Source organism: Acidimicrobiales bacterium (assembly GCA_035316325.1).
Taxonomy (GTDB): Bacteria; Actinomycetota; Acidimicrobiia; order Acidimicrobiales; family VFJN01; genus DASXTK01.
On record DATHJB010000103.1, the window covers coordinates 57,992 to 77,401 of the forward strand.

Annotated in this window: 16 protein-coding genes; 7 read left to right on the forward strand and 9 right to left on the reverse strand. The window is 72.4% G+C overall.

Features of this window, described 5'->3' with window-relative positions:
* Positions 1-51: 51 nt before the first annotated feature.
* From VK611_14075 to VK611_14085, 3 genes are read right to left on the reverse strand one after another with little or no spacing between them, the layout of a single operon-like run.
* Positions 52-1,830: a hypothetical protein gene (locus VK611_14075; protein ID HMG42462.1), complete on the reverse strand. Its 1,779-nt coding sequence runs from the start codon at positions 1,828-1,830 to the stop codon at positions 52-54.
* Positions 1,827-4,520: an acyltransferase family protein gene (locus VK611_14080; GenBank protein ID HMG42463.1), complete on the reverse strand. Its 2,694-nt coding sequence runs from the start codon at positions 4,518-4,520 to the stop codon at positions 1,827-1,829. The genes VK611_14075 and VK611_14080 overlap by 4 nt, the downstream gene beginning before the upstream one ends.
* Positions 4,517-6,070 (reverse strand): NAD(P)/FAD-dependent oxidoreductase, encoded by a 1,554-nt coding sequence (locus VK611_14085; GenBank protein ID HMG42464.1) that lies wholly within the window; start codon positions 6,068-6,070, stop codon positions 4,517-4,519. Before VK611_14085 ends, VK611_14080 begins: the two co-directional genes overlap by 4 nt.
* 141 nt (positions 6,071-6,211) lie before the next feature.
* Between VK611_14085 and VK611_14090 the strand changes: the two genes are divergently transcribed.
* Positions 6,212-7,801: a glycosyltransferase family 39 protein gene (locus VK611_14090; GenBank protein ID HMG42465.1), complete on the forward strand. Its 1,590-nt coding sequence runs from the start codon at positions 6,212-6,214 to the stop codon at positions 7,799-7,801.
* Positions 7,802-7,827: 26 nt separating this feature from the next.
* Here the strand turns inward: VK611_14090 and VK611_14095 are convergent, their stop codons facing one another.
* On the reverse strand, positions 7,828-8,040 hold the full coding sequence (locus VK611_14095) for a hypothetical protein (protein ID HMG42466.1): 213 nt from the start codon (positions 8,038-8,040) through the stop codon (positions 7,828-7,830).
* A 93-nt stretch (positions 8,041-8,133) separates the two neighbouring features.
* Between VK611_14095 and VK611_14100 the strand changes: the two genes are divergently transcribed.
* A complete protein-coding gene (locus VK611_14100) occupies positions 8,134-8,373 on the forward strand; it encodes a hypothetical protein (GenBank protein HMG42467.1) in 240 nt (79 codons plus the stop codon).
* 9 nt (positions 8,374-8,382) lie between these two features.
* Here VK611_14100 and VK611_14105 read toward each other — a convergent pair whose 3' ends face one another.
* Positions 8,383-9,087 carry a helix-turn-helix domain-containing protein gene (locus VK611_14105; protein HMG42468.1) on the reverse strand — a complete coding sequence of 235 codons (705 nt, stop codon included), beginning with the start codon at positions 9,085-9,087 and terminating at the stop codon, positions 8,383-8,385.
* Positions 9,088-9,172: 85 nt separating this feature from the next.
* On the opposite strand from VK611_14105, the gene VK611_14110 reads away from it, so the two are divergent.
* From VK611_14110 to amrB, 3 genes are all read left to right on the forward strand, one after another.
* Positions 9,173-9,967: a methyltransferase domain-containing protein gene (locus VK611_14110; protein HMG42469.1), complete on the forward strand. Its 795-nt coding sequence runs from the start codon at positions 9,173-9,175 to the stop codon at positions 9,965-9,967.
* An 85-nt stretch (positions 9,968-10,052) separates the two neighbouring features.
* Positions 10,053-11,147, forward strand: coding sequence for an AmmeMemoRadiSam system radical SAM enzyme (gene amrS / locus VK611_14115; protein ID HMG42470.1), 1,095 nt, complete (start codon positions 10,053-10,055; stop codon positions 11,145-11,147).
* A gap of 25 nt (positions 11,148-11,172) precedes the next feature.
* Positions 11,173-12,564 carry an AmmeMemoRadiSam system protein B gene (gene amrB, locus VK611_14120; GenBank protein ID HMG42471.1) on the forward strand — a complete coding sequence of 464 codons (1,392 nt, stop codon included), beginning with the start codon at positions 11,173-11,175 and terminating at the stop codon, positions 12,562-12,564.
* 58 nt (positions 12,565-12,622) lie between these two features.
* Here the strand turns inward: amrB and VK611_14125 are convergent, their stop codons facing one another.
* Genes VK611_14125 through VK611_14140 form a run of 4 tightly spaced genes read right to left on the reverse strand, consistent with a single transcriptional unit; the run spans position 12,623 to position 17,416 of the window.
* The gene (locus tag VK611_14125) at positions 12,623-13,657 is read right to left on the reverse strand and encodes a substrate-binding domain-containing protein (protein ID HMG42472.1); all 1,035 of its coding nucleotides are present in this window, start codon (positions 13,655-13,657) and stop codon (positions 12,623-12,625) included.
* Between the two features lie 44 nt (positions 13,658-13,701).
* Complete coding sequence (locus tag VK611_14130; GenBank protein ID HMG42473.1) at positions 13,702-14,682, reverse strand: ABC transporter permease; 981 nt, start codon at positions 14,680-14,682, stop codon at positions 13,702-13,704.
* Positions 14,679-16,208: a sugar ABC transporter ATP-binding protein gene (locus tag VK611_14135; protein HMG42474.1), complete on the reverse strand. Its 1,530-nt coding sequence runs from the start codon at positions 16,206-16,208 to the stop codon at positions 14,679-14,681. Before VK611_14135 ends, VK611_14130 begins: the two co-directional genes overlap by 4 nt.
* A complete protein-coding gene (locus VK611_14140; GenBank protein ID HMG42475.1) occupies positions 16,205-17,416 on the reverse strand; it encodes an ROK family transcriptional regulator in 1,212 nt (403 codons plus the stop codon). Before VK611_14140 ends, VK611_14135 begins: the two co-directional genes overlap by 4 nt.
* A 116-nt stretch (positions 17,417-17,532) precedes the next feature.
* On the opposite strand from VK611_14140, the gene VK611_14145 reads away from it, so the two are divergent.
* Entirely contained in the window at positions 17,533-18,666 is a 1,134-nt protein-coding gene (locus VK611_14145; protein HMG42476.1) for a Gfo/Idh/MocA family oxidoreductase, read from the forward strand.
* On the forward strand, positions 18,663-19,410 hold a 748-nt coding region (locus VK611_14150; GenBank protein HMG42477.1), incomplete at its 3' end, for a sugar phosphate isomerase/epimerase. The genes VK611_14145 and VK611_14150, both read left to right, overlap by 4 nt.

Sequence of the window (19,410 nt, forward strand, 5' to 3'; positions counted from 1 at the left end):
CACCGTAGCTCGCGATGCCCGAGTCTGCCCGTGAGACGGGGTGGCTGGGGCTCAACACTTGAGGTACAGCTCGTACATGCCCCGGTCGTAGCGGGGGTCGGCCGGGTGGTAGACGCCGTAGCTGTCGTAGAGGCAGAACTCGTCGGCGATCACCTGGTTCGGCTTGTCGGAGCCGAGGTCCATCGAGGCGTTGGGCTCGTCCCAGTTGTCGTAGAGCGTGGAGGCGATGTACGCGTCGGCCTCGCTCAGCTCCTCGGCGAGGCCGGAGTCCTCGGTGTTGGTGATGCCCGGCTCCATCTCCAGGTAGTGGGTGCCCGGCTCGAGCTGAGGGAGCAGGTAGTAGAAGAAGGTCTCGGTGTAGGGGGTCTGGCGGAGGTCGCCGCTGCCGACGATGAGGCGGTCACCGGGCTCGGTGACCTGCTCGATGTCGTCGATCATGGCCTGGGCGGCGTCGGCGGCGTCGATCCGGCCGTAGTAGAAGGTGCGGTCCCGGTTGGTGATCGCCTGGATGCCCTCCGTCCGGTAGTCGAACGACTGACCCGTGTAGTCGGCGTACCAGCGCACGCTGTAGTGGGGGATCAGCGTGAACATGACCACGAGGGGGACGAGCGGCAGGGCGGCTCTCACGGCGGGGAGACGGCCGTCGCGCAGGCGGTACCACTCGAGGAGCGCGGCGGGGAGGAGGCCGAAGGGCACGGCGCTGACCCACGACAGGTGCGCCGTGTCGACCCGCTGCACCACCTGCGGCATGGTGCCGAGGCAGAAGAGGCCGAGGAGGAAGAGGAGCCAGCCGTGCGGGCGGCCGGCTCGACGGGAGCGGTGGCCGGTCCAGAGGACGAACGCCGTGACGGCGAAGAGGATCGGGACCCAGAGGAACACCTGCAGCGGCTGGTCGAGGTGGGGGAACGGCCACGGCCAGTTGCGGAACAGCAGGGCGTTGTTGAGGAAGCTGGTGAACTTGTCGGGGTCGGGCGGGAACGGGAGGGTGCGGCCGGGGCGGAGCTCGAAGACCGTCTCGACGACCATGCCGTTCACGACGTTGCCGGGCCCGGCCAGCGCCATGTGGAGGAGGTAGGGGCTGACGCCGAGGGCGACGCCGCCGGCGAGGGCCTTGCGGCCTCGGGCGTCGAGGCCCCAGAGGAACGCGGCACCGAAGGGAAGCCCCAACGCGAGGACCTGGTCGGGCCGGAACAAAAGGGCCGCGCCGGCCAAGAGGCCCGCTGTCACACTTCTTTGAAGGGAAACGACCCCATCAGGGTCGTTTCCCTTCAAAGACGACTGGGCCAAGCGGATGACGGCCCAGACGGAGAAGGCCATGCCCCCGGCCCACGCCAGGGCGGTGAGGCCGACGGGCGGCATGATCAGGATGGCGGCGACCGACCCGCCGAGGACCGCCGGCCAGCGTCCCCAGCGGTAGCCGACGTAGGTCACCCCGACGATGACGCCCAGCAACTGCAGGAGGCCGGCCAGGCGCTCCACCCAGAGGTCGACGCCGAGCACCTGGTAGAAGCCGGCGAGGGCCCAGAGGCTGCCGGGGCCGTAGAGGTGGAGGAAGTCCTTGTTGGGGATGTCGCCCTCGAGGACCCGCTCGGGGAACACGAGCATGAACCCCTCCTCGAACGGCGCCCCCGGCGTCCGGAAGAACCCCACCAGCGGCAACGCGACGACGATCCCCACCACCACCGCCACCACCCACCACGAAGGCACCCACGCCCACCTACCCCGGCCACCACCGTCGTCGGTGTCACCGGTGTCGGGGACCACCTCGTCCATCTCGTCCTTCGCAGCTGTCGTGCCTGTCGTATCTGTCGGTGTGGCGTCGACCGTCATGTCGTGGCTCCGGGAGCTCGGACGTCCCAGGGGAGTCGGACCGGCTGCCAGCTCGAGAAGAGCTTGCGGTCGCGGTCCTTCAGGAGGAGGGCGGGCCGTTCGACCAGGTAGTACGAGATCGCCGCCAGCAGGATCGAACCGACCAGGCTGAAGGCGAGCATCGCGGGGAACCAGCCGCTGAGCAGGTAGGTGCCGTCGGGCGCCTGGATGTCGCGCATGTCCCGGTAGATGTCGGTCACCCCCTCGTGCCAGAGGTAGATGCCGTACGACAGCACCCCCAGCGTCACCATCACGCGCGTCCCCAACCAGCGCAACGACCGAGGGAGAGTCTCGCCCGCCAGCGCCACCGGTGCCAGCAGCAGGATCCCCACGGCGGCGTAGAGGAGCTCCTTGGTGACGGCCTCCCGGGCGCTGTCGGAACCGAGGACGTCGAGGCCCGCCTGGGTGGATACCGCCCAGAAGGCGACCGCCGCCAGCCCCCAGCACACCAGCGGGTGGCGCCGCACCAGCTCCAGGGCGGCCAACGGCCGGTCCCGCCGCCGCGACCACTCGAAGGCGAGCGCGAGCGCCATCCCCGGCACGAACATGTGGAAGTTGCTGGTGATCCAGTGCACGCGGGGATCGGTCACGAACTCCTCGAAGAAGCTGTGGCCCGCCAGCGAGTTGCCGCCCACCGACTCGACCCACGCCCGGAACCCCAGCGACGCCGCGGCCACCACCGCCAGCACCAGCCCCTCGGCGGCCAGCCCCGTCCGCCCCCGCACCCGGCGGAACAGCCACGCGGCGCCCAGCGCCCACAGCGGCAGGAGCAGGTAGAAGGCGACCTCGTTGGTCAGCGTCCAGGCCTGCTGGAGGCCGCCCACCGCCGTCGTCCGCGAGTACGACTGCAGGAGGCCGTAGTACATGGCGAAGTCCCACGGCGTGCGGAGGTCGGTGCGCTGGCGGACGTCGAGCACCGTGGCCAGCACCGTCAGCGCCAGCCAGTACGCGGGGAAGATGCGCAGGAACCGGTGGCGCAGGTAGCGGGGGACCCGGGGCCGGGGCTTCCCGTCGAGCCGGTTGCTGACGAACGGCCGGTACAGCAGGAACCCGGAGAGCATGAAGAACAGGGCGACGCCGACGTCGGCCCGCGCCAGGTAGTCGCCCCCGCCCCGGGCCACCTGCCCCGACGCCAGCCCGACGTGGCACACCAGGACGCCGAGCGCGGCGATGGCCCGCAGCCCGTCGAGCCCGGCGAACGTGATCGACGCCGACGCCCGCCCCGCCGGCACCTCGGGCGCCTCCGGGGCCTCACGACTTTGAAGGGTTTCGACCCTATTGGCGGCTTTCTTCTTCAAAGAACCCCGGAAGGCCGTGATCGCGGCGTCGAGGGACACCGCGGCGGGGATGCACAGCGCCAGCTCGGCGGGGAAGCGGAACCGGGTGGCCCCGTAGGTGACGACGACCGTCAGCGCCGTGGCCGCCACCACCGCCACGATCGGGAAGATCGGACGGCCCGCCCGGCGCAGCCCCAGCAGCCCGAGCGCTCCGGCGACGGCCACCACGTACCAGGTCAGCAGCCCCGCCTCGCCCAGGCCCTTCTCCTTGCCGTCCGACAGGAGGTCGAGGTCGATCTGGTTCACGGGCTGGTAGACCCCGAACGTCCGCCCCACCCGGGCCGCCGCCACCAGCGCCGCCCGCCCCTCGTGCGCACCCACGTACTCCCGGGCCAGGCGCCGGTACACGACGCCCTCCTCCGAGGCGTCGTCCCGCGGCGCGGTCAGCGGCTCGACCGCCGCGACGCACGCCCGCGACCAGTAGCCGGTGTTCTCCCCGTAGTAGACGTCGTCGCAGTTGGCCGACACCAGCGTGTGGTCGAACTGGGCCGACAGCGTGACCGGGTGCTCGAACCGCGCCACGTTGTACCCGATCCAGGGCGCCACCAGCAGCGCCGCGAGCCCGCCCGCCAACGCCAGCTGTCGCACCCCCACACCGATCCGGGGCCGGTAGCGCCACCACACCAGCGGCACCCCGATGAACGGCCCCAGCAGCAGCGCCTCCGAGCGCACCAGGGCGGCGACCCCCACGGCGGCGCCGAACCACGCCGCGGCCCCCAGCGACCCCCGGTCCCACCAGCGGTAGGCGGTCCACAGCACCCCGGCGGTGGTGGCGACCACCAGCGACTCGGACATCACCAGGGCGTCGTGGAACCACACGTTGGGGCTCAGGGCGACGATCAGGGCCGTCAGCAGCCCGACCCGCTCGCCGCCCACCCGCCGGCCGAGCCAACCGAACGCCACCACCCCCAGCGTCCCGATGACGCACGAGAACAGCTGGTGGGCGAGGAACGAACGGAACCCCAGCGCCGACGCCCCCGCCAGCACCGTGAGGTAGCCGGGCGGGTGGTCGGCCCCCGGGATGTCGAAGCCCTCGTAGATCCACTGGAACGGGTGGACGTAGCCCCGCCCGTCGGCCAGGAGGTTGGCACCCTCGTGGTAGTAGAAGGCGTCGCTCCAGGCGACCCCCGTGTCCTTCCAGCCCAGCAGGTAGACCAGCCGGACGACGAGGCCGCCGAGCGCGATGACCGTCAGCCAGCGGCTGAACCGCCATCCCCCGACGGCCGGCGTCGTGCCCTCCGACTCCGGGGCCGACGCCGCGGGCTCGTCGTCGTCGTCGTCGGGCCGCGCCAGCTCGGTGGCGGTGGTGGTCACGAACCCTTCGGGAGGAGGGGGGCATCGCGCCCCGTGCCCGAGGAACCGGAACTCGACGAGGTTGCGTCGTCCCCACCGGTCGCTTCCTCGTGGTACTCCGCCTCGACGTTCACCGACCAGATGTCGTGCCCCACGTCGGGGTCGAGGATGTTCTCCACGGTCAGCATCGCCGTGTACATCGAGTGGTCCTGGTTGTTGTAGCGGTGCATGCCGTAGCGGCCCACGGGGTGGACGTTGACGGTGTTGTCCTCCAGCCACTTGCGCAGGACCAGCACGTTGTCCTTGTAGTCCTCGTCGTAGACGGGGTACGCCTTGGGCGTGCGGACCACGTAGCCGGCCTCGACGTCGGCCTTGTCGACCAGGCCCAGCCAGTCGAGCTCGTACTTGCCGCGCTCGATGAGGTCGTCGTCGGCCGAGCTCCACGCGTCGTCGCCCTCGATCAGCGTGTACTCCAGGCCCAGCACGTTGCGGCCCTCCTTCACCATGAAGGGCGACCACGAGCCGAAGTTCTGGATGCGCATCGTCCGCATCTCGGGGGCGTGGATGTAGATCCAGTTGTCGTCCCACGAGACCTTGTCGTCGGGGACGACCAGCGCCACCGTGAGGAAGTCGCGGAAGCGCAGCTCGTCGGCCGCGGCCTGCACCTCGGCCGGCACCGGCGGGTCCATGGCCTTCAGCAGGAGCGAGAACGGCATCGACGACACGAGGTGGTCGACCGCGTACTCGGCGGTGACGCCATCGGACTCGGTCACCACGCTCACGGCCCGGCCATCGGCGTGGCGGATCTTGGTGACCGGCGTGTCGAAGATGACCTTGGTGCCCGCCGACTCGACCAGCTCGTGGCACCGCTCCCACATCATCCCGGGGCCGTACTTCGGGTACTGGAACTCCTCGATCAGGCTGGTGACCTGGTCGGTCTTGCTCCGGCGGGCGCCGAGGAAGCGGGACCGGACGGGCTCCCACACGGCGTTCCACAGCGACATGCCCTTGACGCGCTGGGCACCCCAGTCGGCCGAGATCTCCGACGCCTCAACCCCCCACACCTTCTCGGTGTAGGCCTTGAAGAAGTGGCCGTAGAGGCGCCAGCCGTAGTTCGCGACCATGTAGCCCTCGAACATGCTCTGGTCCTTCGGCGGCCGCACCTTCGCCCAGAGGTAGGAGAAGCCGCAGCGCAGCGCCTCGACGAAACCCAGGTTGCGCAAGGCTTTCAGCGGCTTGATCGGGTAGTCGTAGAACTTGCCCCGGTAGTAGAGGCGGCTCTTGCGAGGGCGCTGCAGGAACTCCTCGTCACTGAGGATCTCGTGCCACAGGTTCTCGACGGGGGTGACCTTGGTGAAGAAGCGGTGCCCCCCGAGGTCGAACCGGTACCCGTCGCGGACCACCGTGCGACTGATGCCGCCGACGACGGAGTCGGCCTCGAGCACCGTGCTGGTGAAGCCCGCCTTGCTCAGCTGGTAGGCGGCGGTGAGGCCCGCCGGGCCCGCGCCGATGATCACGACCTGTCCGGGATCAGGCGCGCGCGAGGCTTTGTCGATCGGTGTATCGCTCACGAGGTGAACGCTCCCCTTCGTCCTGTGAGGCGTGGCGCGCCACTGTACCGAAACGGGACGCGCCGCTCTTGGTTCCGCGAGCGGCGACGGACCGCGCGATCACTCGCCCGTCCTGGAGCCGACCATTAGCATCCTCCGCTCATGCGCACGCTCGTCGCCACCGAGCCGGACGAGGGGGACGCCGACGCCGGCGACAACCCGCCGGAACCCCCGCCCGCGCCGTCCCTGCCGCCGTGGATCACCACGTCGGTCCTGGTCGGGATCACTGCACTGGGCATCGTGTTGCGCTTCGTGTCCACCTCGAAGCTGTGGCTCGACGAGGCGCTGAGCGCCAACATCTCCCACCTCCCGGTGGGCGACCTGCTCGAGGCCCTGAAGCACGACGGCCACCCGCCCCTCTACTACCTGCTGCTGCACTACTGGATGGAGCTCTTCGGCGAGGGCGACGTGGCGGTGCGGGCGCTGTCCGGCGTCATCGGCGTGGCGACGCTGCCGCTCGCCTGGATCGCCGGCCGGCGCCTGGGTGGCCCGACCGCCGCCCGCTGGGCGCTGGTGGTGGTGGCGCTGTCGCCCTACTGCGTGCGCTACTCCAGCGAGACGCGCATGTACGCGCTGGTCATGCTGCTGGTCCTGGCCGGCTACCTGGTGCTGTCCGACGCCCTGCGCGCCCCGACCCTGCTGCGCCTGGGTGGGCTGGCCGTGCTGTCGGGGCTGCTGCTGCTGAGCCACTACTGGTCGATGTGGCTGCTGGGCTCCGTGGGGCTCCTGCTGCTGCTGCGCTGGTGGCGGGGCCCGGCCGACGAGCGACCCGCCACCGTGCGGGTGATCGTGGCGATCGCCGCGGGCGGCCTGCTGTTCCTGCCCTGGCTGCCCAGCTTCCTCTACCAGGCCGAGCACACCGGCACGCCGTGGGCCGGCCCGATGCGGCCGCCGTCGATCCCGGCGGTGATGCTGATGGACCTCGGCGGCGGCGTGAACCTCTACGAGGCCATGCTCTACGGCTTCGTGCTGCTGCTGGGGTGCCTGCTGGCGCTGTTCGTGGTGCAGGCCCGGGGCCACGAGGTGGTGCTCGACCTGCGCACGACACCGCTGGTCCGCCCGCTGCTGGCGGTCACCGTGTTGACGCTGGCGGTCGGGGCGATCACGGCCTACCCCACGGGGGCGACGTTCCAGAGCCGCTACGCCGCCGTCGTCGTGCCGTTCGTGCTGGTGGCCACCGCCGTGGGCCTGACGCTGCTCCCGGGCGTCGCCCGCATGGCGCTGGGCGTGACGCTGGTAGGGCTGTCGGGCCTGGGCATCGCCTGGAACAACTACTTCGAGCGGACCCAGGCGCCCGAGCTGACCGCGCAGATCGAGGCGCACTCCGGGCCCGGCGACGTGGTGGTGTTCTGCCCCGACCAGCTCGGCCCCGGCTTCTCCCGTGACCTGCCCGACGGTCTGCAGATGGTCAGCTACCCGAGCCTCGACGACCCCTCCCGCGTCGACTGGGTCGACTACGCCGAACGGCAGGCGGCGGCCGACCCGGTCCGGATCGCCGACGAGGTCCGGGACCTGGCGGCGGGCAACGACGTGTTCCTGGTGTGGGTCGACGGCTACGAGACGTTCGGCGACCAGTGCCAGGACCTGCGCGGGGAGCTCGCGGAGACGGGGTTCGCCGAGGACCTGGTGATCTCCAACACCGAGCGCTACTTCGAGCCGGCGTACCTCACCCGGATCAGCCCGACGCCCTGAGTCCCGGCGCTCGGGGGCTCGGGGGCTCAGTCGTCCTTGGTGGCGACCGCGTTGGGGGTGACGTTCATCTTCGGCTCGTAGGCGGCGACCTCGACGTCGCGGGCCTCGCCGGAGTGGGCGGCGCGCAGCGCGGTGCGGCACACGGAGCAGGGCCCGTAGAAGCGTTCGCTGACCTCGTGCCCGCAGCGGGGACAGGTCAGCGTGGTCGGTTCCAGGTCGTCGGTCACGAGGTTCGCCACCCCCTGAGCATCGCGCACGGCTGTGGACAACTCGCGCAATTCACAGGGTTACCCTGCTCGTTGCGCACAAGGCAGTCGTCGTACCGTGCGGGTATGCCGACGTTCGAGGTGATGATGCAGGATCGATCGCTCGAGCTGGTGGACGGCGCCGACGCCTACCAGCAGGAGGGGCCGATGACCACGTTCTTCCGTAGGGGAGACGGCCGTGACGTGATCGACTCGTGGAGCACGCGGGTGGCCAGCTTCCGCACGGCCGACCTGATGGTGGTCCGCCGCTGCGACCGGGTGGTCGTGGAGTCCGGCACCGCCACGCTGCGGGCCGTCAACGCCTGAGGCCGACGATCAGCCCAGCGCCGGAGCGGGAGATGACGCCGGGGCCGCCCGGGTGAAGTCCGGCGTGTGGCGGTTCCACGTGGGCAGCGCCCGCACGACCGGCGCTCGGCCGGTGACGGTGATGCTGCCGGAGCGCAGGGCGTCGGCCCACGGCAGGTCGCCGCGGTGCCAGCGGGCGAACGGGTCCGACCGGGCGACCACGTCGGCGTCGAGCTCGCCGCCCGGGTCGGAGTAGCAGAGCTCGCCCTCGCCCTGTTCGACCAGCAGCCAGTAGCGGCGGTTCGACGGCGGCTCCTCCGGGAACGTGAACCGCACCACCACCCGTCCCGGCGGCAGCCGCTCGTGGTCGAGCTGGAGCCGGCACCAGGCCCACAGGGCGAAGCCGGGATCGGAGTGCTCGGAGGTGGCCTCCAACCAGCGGATGCCCCACTGGGCCAGGGCGTCGACCACGCCGGCCAGGTCGCGCCCGGCGGCGGTGAGCGTGTAGAGCGACCCGTGCCCGGTCGGCTTGGGCGTCACCTCCACGATGCCGGCCCGCTGCAGCTCGCCGAGCCGCTTGATCAGCATCGACCGGGACATCGTCGGCACGCCCTGGGCGATGGCGGAGAACGTGGTGGCGCCCCACAGCAGGTTCCGCACGACGAGTGGCGTCCAGCGCTCGGCCACGATCTCGGAGGCCCGGGCGATGGGGCAGTACTGGCGGTAGGTGCGCACCGGACGAGGGTCGCAGGCCCGGGGTCGGGCGTCGAGTGCTGTTTTCGCGCTGGTCGGCCCTGGTGGGCAGGGGGAGGCTGGGGGCATGGCGGACAGAGACGGAGAGCACGGCCAGGTGACGGCGACGGCGGCCGAGGTCTACGAGGAGTTCTTCGTGCCGGCCCTGTTCGGGCAATGGGGCCCGGCGCTGCTCGACGCCGCGGGCCTGCGCGTGGGCGACCGGGTGCTCGACGTGGGTTGCGGTACCGGGACGCTGGCCCGGGCGGCGCAGCGGCGCTCGGCGGTGGCGACCGGCATCGACGTCAACGAGGGGATGCTGGCCGTGGCCCGCCGGGTCGGCCCCGAGGTCGAGTGGCGGCAGGGCGCGGCCGAGGAGCTGCCCTTCGCCACCGGCTCGTTCGAGGTGGTGGTGTGCTCGTTCGCCCTGATGTTCCTGGCCGACCGGCGGGCGGCGCTGGAGGAGATGCGCCGGGTGCTGGTGCCCGGGGGAGCGGTGGTGCTCAGCACCTGGGCGGCGGCCGACCGGAGCCCGGGCTACGCGGCGATGATCGCCCTGCTCGACCGCCTGTTCGGGGCCGAGGCAGCCGACGCGCTGCGGGCGCCGTTCTGCCTCGGCGACGCCGGCGAGCTGCGGAGCCTGGTGGGCGCGGCGTTCCCCGACGTGGTGGTGGGGGAGCACCCGGGGGTGGCCCGGTTCGCGTCGGTCGACGCCTGGGTGCTGACCGACGTGAAGGGCTGGACGCTGGCCGACATGATCGACGACGAGCAGCTGGAGCGGCTCCTGTCCGCGGCCCGCACCGAGCTCCGGGGGTTCGTCGCCGAAGACGGGACCGTCCGCTTCGCGGCTCCCGCCCTCGTCGCCGCGGCGAGGAGAGCCTGACCAGCTGGCACACCCGGCCCCGGTGGCCGCCGCCTTCCGCCGGGTGCATCGGGCCTGGCTGGGCATTTGGGGTTACGGTGGGTGCGTGAACGCCGAGGCGGCGGGCACGTTCCCGACCACCTACTGGCACCGCCTACCGGACGGGCGGGTGCAGTGCGACGTCTGCCCCCGGCACTGCCGGATGCAGGAGGGGCAGCGGGGGCTCTGCTTCGTCCGGGGCCGGGTGGGCGACGAGGTGGTGCTGCTGACCTACGGCCGCTCGTCGGGCTACTGCGTCGACCCGATCGAGAAGAAGCCGCTCAGCCACTTCTACCCGGGCACGTCGGTGCTGTCGTTCGGCACCGCCGGCTGCAACCTGGCCTGTCGCTTCTGCCAGAACTGGGACATCTCCAAGTCGAAGCAGATGGACACCCTGGCCGACGCGGCGTCGCCCGAGGCCATCGCCAAGGCGGCCGTGGAGCTGGGCTGCCACAGCGTCGCCTTCACCTACAACGACCCGACGATCTTCCTCGAGTACGCCATCGACGTGGCCGACGCCTGCCATGAGGTGGGCGTGAAGGCCGTGGCGGTGACGGCCGGCTACATCGACCCCGAGCCCCGGCGCGACTTCTACGCCCACCTCGACGCCGCCAACGTCGACCTCAAGGGCTTCACCGAGGAGTTCTACAAGCGGGTGTGCGTCGGCCACCTCGAGCCGGTGCTGGAGACCCTCGAGTACCTGCGCCACGAGACCGACGTGTGGTTCGAGATCACCACGCTGCTGATCCCCGACCGCAACGACAGCGACGAGGAGCTCGACCGGCTCACCACCTGGGTCGCCGAGCACCTCGGGCCCGACGTGCCGCTGCACTTCACGGCCTTCCACCCCGACTTCAAGATGACCGACGTCGCCCACACGCCGCCGGCGACGCTGCGCCGTGCCCGGGAATGGGGCCAAAGAAACGGTCTGCACCACGTCTACGTGGGGAACGTCCATGACGTGGAGGCATCCAGCACCTACTGTCCCGGCTGTGGGGAGCGCGTGATCGAGCGCGACTGGCACCTGCTGGGCGACTGGCGGCTCGACGACGAGGCCCGCTGCCAGGGTTGCGGCACGCTGGTCGCCGGGCGCTTCGACGGACCACCCGGTCGCTGGGGACGGCGCCGGCTACCCGTGCGGCTCGCCGCACACGGGGATTAGCAGGGGCGCGGAGGGGGAGCGAGCGATGACGGCGACAGTGGCTGGCGGGGTGCGACCCGCAGCGGTCGCCGGGATGTTCTACCCCGCCGACCCCGGCCAGCTGCGCGACACCGTCGCCGCCTGCGTGGGGCGGATCGGACGGGTGGGGGAGGAGACCGACGACGTCGCGCCCGCACCGAAGGCCGTGATCGCCCCCCACGCCGGCTACCGCTACTCGGGCCCGACCGCCGGCTCCGCCTACCGGTCGATGCTGCCCCGCCGGGGCGAGGTCGAGCGGGTGGTCGTGGTGGGCCCGGCACACCGGGTGCGGGTGGCGGGCGTGGGTCTCAGCTCGGCCCGGGCCTGGGCCACGCCGCTGGGCGACATGGAGGTCGACGTGTCGATCTGCGCCGACCTGTCGGAGCTGCCGGGCGTGGTGATCGCCGACGACGCCCACGCCCCCGAGCACAGCGTCGAGGTGCACCTGCCGTTCGTCCGGGAGGTGTTCGGCCCGGTGCCGGTGGTCCCGCTGGTGGTCGGGGGCGCCGACGCGGCGTTGCTGGCCGGGGTGCTCGACGCCGTGTGGGGCGGGCCGGAGACGGCGATCGTCGTGTCGTCGGACCTGAGCCACTACCTCGACGACCGGACGGCCCGGGAGCGCGACCGGCGCACCTCCACCGCCATCGTGGAGGGCCGTCCCGCCGACATCGGCCCGCACGACGCCTGCGGCTACCTGCCCATCGGCGGCCTGCTCACCGCGGCGCTGCCCCGGGGCCTGGCGCCCCGGTCGCTCGAGCTGACCACCTCGGCCGACACCGCCGGCGACACCACCCGGGTGGTCGGCTACGGGGCGTTCGCCCTGCTGCCGCCGCTGCCGGTCGGCGCCGACGAGACCCGCTGGCTGGCCGAGCTGGCGGCCCGGGCCATCCACCACGAGCTGCGCACCGGCCGCCCCTACCCGCTGGCCGACGCCGAGGTGCCGGAGGCGGCGCGCAGCCCGGGCGCGTCGTTCGTCACCCTGGAGCGGGGGTCGGAGCTGGTGGGCTGCATCGGGTCTCTCGACGTCCGCCGGGCGCTGTGGCGCGACGTGGCCCGCAACGCCCGCGGTGCCGCCTTCGAGGACCCCCGCTTCCCGCCCCTGGCCGACGCCGACCGGGCGGGGCTCCGCGTGGAGGTGTCGGTGCTGTCGCCGCCCCACCTGCTGCGGGCGTCGTCGCCGGAGGAGGTGGCCGCGGCGCTGCGCCCGGGGGTCGACGGCCTGGTGCTGACCGCCGGCGACCGCCGGGGCACCTTCCTGCCCGACGTGTGGGCGAAGATCCCCGAGCCGGCCGACTTCGTCCGGGAGCTGGTCCGCAAGGCCGGCTGGGACACCCCGTGGACGAGCGACGCCCGGGCCTGGCGCTACACCACGACCCGGGCGTCGGTCCCCCTCGACTGAGGCCGTTGTGTCTTCGCTCAGTCGGCTATGGCCGACTGAGCGAAGACAGAAGCGGGGGTTAGAAGCCGAACTCCGCGAAGTCGGCCACGTTGTCGGCGGTGACGGTGGTGGCCGGCAGCTCGATGCGGCTCGGCACGTCGGGCTCGACCAGCTCCTCGAAGCCCTCACCGAGGGCGATCAGCCGGGCGACCCGCACCGCGGAGGCCGACATCGACGGGTTGTAGAGGAACGTGGCGGCGTAGAGCCCGCCCGCCTCGATGCGCTCCATGGCCGCGCTCGACCCGCCGGCGCCGGTGAGGATCATCTCGTCCTCGCGGCCGGCGTTCTCGATGGCGGACACCACGCCCATCGCCATGTCGTCGTCGTGGGTGTAGACGGCGTCGATGTCGGACTCGGCCTGGAGGATCGCCTCCATCACCTCGAGGCCCTGGTCGGGCAGGAAGTCGGCGGGCTGCTGGGCGACGATCTGGATGCCGTCGCCGCACAGCTGCTCGATGGTGTCGGCGAAGCCGGCGGAGCGCTGCTCGGTGACCGAGATGCCAGCGATGCCCTGGATCTCCACCACGTTGCCCTGGCAGTCGAGCTGCTCGGCGAGGAAGTTCCCGGCCGAGACGCCGATGCCGTAGTTGTCGCCGCCGATCCACGTCCGGTACGCGGCCTTCGTGGAGAACTCCCGGTCGACGTTCACGACGGGGATGCCCTGCTCCATCGCCTCCAGGGCCACGGGGGTGAGCGGGTCGCCCTCGTGGGGCAGGATCACCAGCACGTCGGGGTCGTCGGCGATGAGCTGCTCGACCTGCGACACCTGGGCCGCCGAGTCGTTGGTGCCTTCGAGCAGGATGAACTCGACGTCGTCGTGGAGCGCCGCCTCCTCCTCGGCGTTCTCGGTGAGGGCGGCGAGCCAGCCGTGGTCGTCGCCCGGAGCGCTGAAGGCGATCTTGACCGTCTCGCCCTCCTGGACGGCACCGCCGCCGCTCGCCTCCTCGGAGTCTTCCTCCGAGTCGGCGTCGTCGTCGCCGCTCTCGCAGGCGGCGAGCGTGAGCGCGATGGCGGTCAACCCACCGAGAAGTCGTTGCTGTCGTCTGTTGCGCATTGTCGGGATCCCCCTTGTTTCTTCGACGGTGGCCCCGGACGTGCTCAGAGGTCGCGGCGCTGGAGCGCGGCCGCGGCGAGGATGATCACGCCCTTGGTCAGTTGCTGGAGCTCGCTGGGCATGTCGAGCAGGTTGAGCAGGTTGAACACGAGGCCGAACGTGATCACCCCGAGGAAGGTGCCGGTGATCGTGGCCCGGCCGCCGGCGAGGCTCGTCCCGCCGATGACCACCGCGGCGATGGCGTCGAGCTCGAGGAGGTTCCCCGACACCGGTGAGGCGCTGCCGAGGCGCCCGCTCAGCAGCACGGCGGCGATGCCGACGCACAGCCCGGAGAGCACGTAGACGCTGGTGACGACCCACGACAGCCGGATGCCGGCCATGCGGGCGGCCTCGCGGTTGCCACCGACGGCGACGACGTGGCGGCCGTAGCGGGTGCGGTTGAGCAGCACCCAGCCGCCCACGGTGACGGCCACGAAGACCAGGGCGGCGTTGGGGATGCCGAGGGTCTTGCCCCGGCCGATGTCCCGGACGATGTCGAGCTCGAGCAGGCTGATCGGCGTCTTGTCGCTCATCCAGAGGGCCAGGCCGCGGGCGCCGGCGAACATGGCGAGCGTGGCGATGAACGGCACGATGCGGCCGTAGGAGATGGCGACGCCGTTGACCAGGCCGAGCAGCAGCCCGAACCCGATGGCACCGAACATGAACGGGAGCGACTGCTGCTCCCCGGCCAGGCCGCCGGCGATCGACGCGGCCGCCAGCATCGAGCCGACCGACAGGTCGATGCCGCCGGTGGCGATCACGAAGGTCATGCCGACGGCGACGACGCCGGTGACGCTGACCTGGGTGAGGACGGTGAGGAGGTTGTCGCGGGTGAGGAAGGCCTCGCGGTCGGTGATGGTGCCGGCGACCAGCAGCAGCACCACGACGACGGGCAGGGCCGCCTCCTGGAGCTGGATGCGGCGCCACGCCTGGGGTGTGGGTGCGGCGCTCCCGGCGTCCACGTCGAGCGTTGCGGGCGTGCTCATGGTGCGGCGGCCTCCTCGGTGAGGGGAAGGGCGTGCTGCAGCAGGTCGGCCTCGGTCGCGCTGGCGGCGTCGAGGGTGGCGGTGGCGCGGCCGTCGGCCATCACCAGGATCCGGTCGCACAGGCCGACCAGCTCCGCCAGCTCGGACGACACGACGACCACGGCCAGGCCCGCCGCGGCCAGGGTCTGGACGACCCGGTAGATCTCGGCCTTGGCGCCGACGTCGACGCCGCGGGTGGGCTCGTCGAGGAGCAGGACCCGGCACTGGCGCAGCAGCCAGCGGGCCAGCACGACCTTCTGCTGGTTGCCGCCCGACAGCTCGCCGACCAGCCGGTCGGGGTCGTCGGGGCTGGTCTGGAGGTCGCGCAGGTGGCGCTGGGCCTCGCGGCGCTCGGTGCGGCGGTCGAGCAGGCCGCGGTGGCGGAAACGGCGCAGGTCGGCGACCGACACGTTGCGCACCAGGTCCCACCCGGGCCACAGGCCCTGGGCCTTGCGCTCCTCGGGCGCCAGGCCGACGCCGGCGCGGGTGGCGACGTCGGGCCGCCCCGGGGGCAGGAGACGGTCGCCGACGGTGACGGTGCCGCCGGTGGGGTGGTCCATGCCGGCGACCAGCCGCAGCAGCTCGGTGCGCCCGGCGCCGACCAGGCCGCCGATGCCGAGGATCTCGCCCTCGCGCACCTCGAACGACACGCCGTGGACGGCCGGCGGGCGGGACAGGCCCTCCACCCGGAGGACGACCGGGCCCAACGTGCGGGTGGCGTCGCGCTCGGGGAACACGTCGGCGAACTGCCGGCCGACCATGGCGGCGACCAGGTCGGCCCGCGTCGTCGACGCCGGTAGATCGGATGCCACCGTGCGCCCGTCGCGCAGCACGGTGATGGTGTCGCCGATGCCGCCGACCTCCTCCAGCCGGTGCGAGATGTAGACGACGCCCACGCCCTCGGCGGCGAGCCGCCGGATGACCGTGAACAGCGTCTCCACCTCGTGGCGGCCGAGCACCGCGGAGGGCTCGTCCATGATCAGGAGCCGGGCGTCGCGGGTGAGCGCCCGGGCGATCGACACGAGCTGCTTGGCGGCCGGCGGCAGGCTGCCGACGAGGCGGCGGGGCGGGATCTCGGGGTGGCCGAGGCGCTCCAGCACCTGGGTGGTCCGGCGCCGGGCGACCCGCCGGTCGAGCAGCGGCCCCCGCCGCAGCTCGTGGCCGAGGAAGAGGTTGTCGGCCACGGTCAGGTCGTCGACGAGGTCGAGCTCCTGGTAGATGGTGGCCACGCCCCGGGCGAGGGCCGTGGCCGGGTCGCCGAGCGGCAGGGGAGCGCCCTCGACGAGGATCTGGCCGGCGGTCGGCGTGACCAGGCCGGCGATGCACTTGATGAGCGTGGACTTGCCGGCGCCGTTCTGGCCGACGAGGCAGTGCACCTGGCCGGCAGCGACGGTGAAGTCGACGCCGTCGAGCGCCCGCACGCCGGGGTAGTGCTTCACCAGACCCCGGACCTCCAGCAGCGGCGAGGTGGCGGCCGGGTCGCTCATGCGCTGGCCTCCTCGCTGGGTGGGGCGAGGGAGGCGTCGATGGCGGCGGCGCTGAGCACCTGCTCGACCACGGTGACGGCGCAGCCGACGACGCCGGCCCGGTCGTCGAGCCGGGTGTGGGCCACCTCCAGGTGCTGGGTCGCGAGGGCGGTGGAGCGGCGGTAGACGACCTCGCGCACGCCGGCGAAGAACTGCTCGTGGGCCTGGGCCAGGTCGCCGCCGATGACGATCACCGACGGGTTGAAGAAGTTGACCGCGCCGGCCAGCACCTCGCCGACCAGCCGCCCGGCCTGGCGCACGAGGGTGAGGGCCTGCTGGTTGCCGGCCCGGACGAGGGCGACGACGTCGCGGGTGTCGGCGGCCTCGATGCCCTGGGCCTGGAGCTGCTGGGCGAGCGCCCCGCCGCTGGCCACGGCCTCGACGCAGCCGACGTTGCCGCAGCGGCACACCACGTCGCCGGCGTCGGGGATCTGCACGTGGCCGAGGTCGCCGGCGGTGCCGTCGGCGCCCCGGTGGATCGCTCCGCCGGCGACGATGCCGCAGCCGATGCCGGTGGCGACCTTCACGAACAGCAGGTCGTCGATGCGCTGGCGCCAGTTGGCCCAGTACTCGCCGAGCGCCATCACGTTGACGTCGTTGTCGACCAGCACGGGCACGCCGGGGTAGGTGTCGGCGAACGCCGCGGGGATGGGTACGCCGTCCCAGCCGGGCATGATCGGCGGGCTGACCGAGCGGCCGGCGGCGAACTCGACCGGGCCGGGCACACCGATGCCGATGCCGCGCACGTCGGCGGCGGTGCGGCCGGTCTCGGCGAGCAGCTCGGCGAAGCGGTCCTGGAGCCAGGCGAGCACCACGTCGGGGCCGCTGGCGATGTTCATCTCGGCCGGGTGTTCGGCGAGCACCGTGCACTCCAGGTCGCTGAGGGCGACGCGGCAGTGGGTGGCGCCGAGGTCGGCGCAGAGGACCACGCCGCTGGCGGCGTCGAAGGCGAGCCGGGTGGGCGGTCGGCCCCCGGTCGACGTGCCGCCACCCTGCTCGACCAGCAGGCCGAGGCGCAGGAGAGCGTCGACGCGGTGTGACACGGTCGACCGGGCGAGGCCCGTCAGCCGGGCCAGGTCGGCGCGGCTGACAGCCTGGCCCTCGCGCACGAGCTGGAACAGGACGCCCGGCGTGAGGGTGTGCGAGCTGGTCGTCGGGCGCGGCGCCATGTGACGGTCGTAACACGACAACTTTGTTCGGTCAACGGTCAAAGCTTGGAAATTTATGGCAGAAGTTTGGCAACGATGCTTGTCATACGAACAAAGGCTGTCGTACGGTCCCCGCCATGGAGGGGCTGCGCACCGCCGTCGCCGGCACGGGGTTCATCGGCCGGGTGCACTGTCGCTCGGCCCGTCTGGCGGGGGCGCGGCTGGTCGGCGTCAGCGCTTCGACGCTCGCCTCGGCCGAGGCCGCCGCGAGCGAGCTGTGGGCCGACCGGGCCTTCGCGTCCAGCGAGGAGCTGGTCGAGGCCGACGACGTCGACGTGGTCCACATCTGCACCCCGAACCACCTGCACGAGCCGCTGGCCCTGAAGGCGCTGGCGGCCGGCAAGCACGTCGTCTGCGAGAAGCCGGTGGCGTTCGACGGCGAGGGCGCGGCCCGCATCGCCGCCGCGGCCGCCGCGGCCGGCCGAGTGGTCGCCGTGCCGTTCGTGTACCGGTTCCACCCGACGGCGCGGGAGGCCCGGGCCCGGGTCGCCGCCGGCGAGCTCGGGCTGCTCCGGCTGCTGCACGGCAGCTACCAGCAGGACTGGCTGCTGGGCGCCGACGACGTCAACTGGCGCGTCGACGCCGCGCTCGGCGGCCCCTCGCGGGCCTTCGCCGACATCGGCTCCCACTGGTGCGACCTGGTCGAGTTCGTCTCGGGCTCCCGGATCACCCGGCTGCTGGCCCGGACCGTCACCACGGTGCCCGAACGGGCTGCGGCGCCCGGCGGGGCGACCTTCAGCACCGGTGGAGGCACCTCCGAGCGCCGGCCGGTCGACACCGAGGACGCCGTCGTGCTGCTGTTCGAGACCGACCGGGGCGGCGTCGGGTCGCTGGTCGTGAGCCAGGTGTCGGCCGGGCGCAAGAACCGGCTGTGGTTCGAGCTCGACGGCGAGCGGGCCGCCGTGGTGTTCGACCAGGAGCAGCCCGAGAGCCTGTGGGTCGGCCACCGCGACCGGGCCGAGGTCGTCGATCGCGACCCCGCCCACCTGGCCCCCGACGCCGCCCGCCTCGCCACGCTCCCCGCCGGTCACGGCCAGGGCTACCACGACTGCTTCGACCTGTTCGTGGCCGACGCCTACGCGGCCATCCGCGGGGACCGGCTGCCCGAGGGCCTGCCCCTCATCGACGACGGCGTGCGCGCCGCCCGCCTCACCGACGCGGTGCTGGCCTCCGCACGCTCCCAGAACTGGACGGAGGTGATCACCTCGTGAAGCTCGGATTCCTCACGGCGTGCCTGCCCAAGCAGCCGCTCGCCGAGATCGTCGCCTGGGCGGCGGACCACGACTACGAGGCTCTGGAGGTGGCCGCCTGGCCGGCGCTGGGCGACCGGCCGTTCACCGCCACCCACCTCGACGTGGAGGGCTACGACCGCGACGCCGTCCTCGGCCTGTTCGCCGACCGCGGCCTGACCCTGTCGTCGCTGGCCTACTACGACAACAACCTGCACCCCGACCCCGACGAGCGGGCCGCGGTGCACGCCCACCTGCTGCGCTGCATCGACGCCGCCGCCGATCTGGGCTGCCCGACCGTGGGCACCTTCGTCGGGCGGCACCCGGGTCGCTCGGTGCGGGAGAACCTGGAGGACGCGGCGGCGGTGTTCGCACCCCTGGTCGACCGGGCCGGCGAGCGGGGCGTGAAGATCATCGTCGAGAACTGCGTGATGGAGGGCTGGCACCCCGACGGCTACCCCGGCAACCTCGCCTACTCGCCGGAGCTGTGGGAGTGGATGTTCTCGCTGGGCCTCTACCTCAACTTCGACCCGTCGCACCTGCTGTGGATCGGGATCGACCCGGTGGCGGCCGTGCGGCCCTACCTCGACCGCATCCCGCACGCCCAGGCCAAGGACGTCGAGCTGTTCCCGGACCGGCGCGACCGCTACGGGTTCTTCGGCAAGACGCTCGAGCGCGACGACCCGTGGGACGTCGGCTGGTGGCGCTACCGGGTGCCCGGCCTCG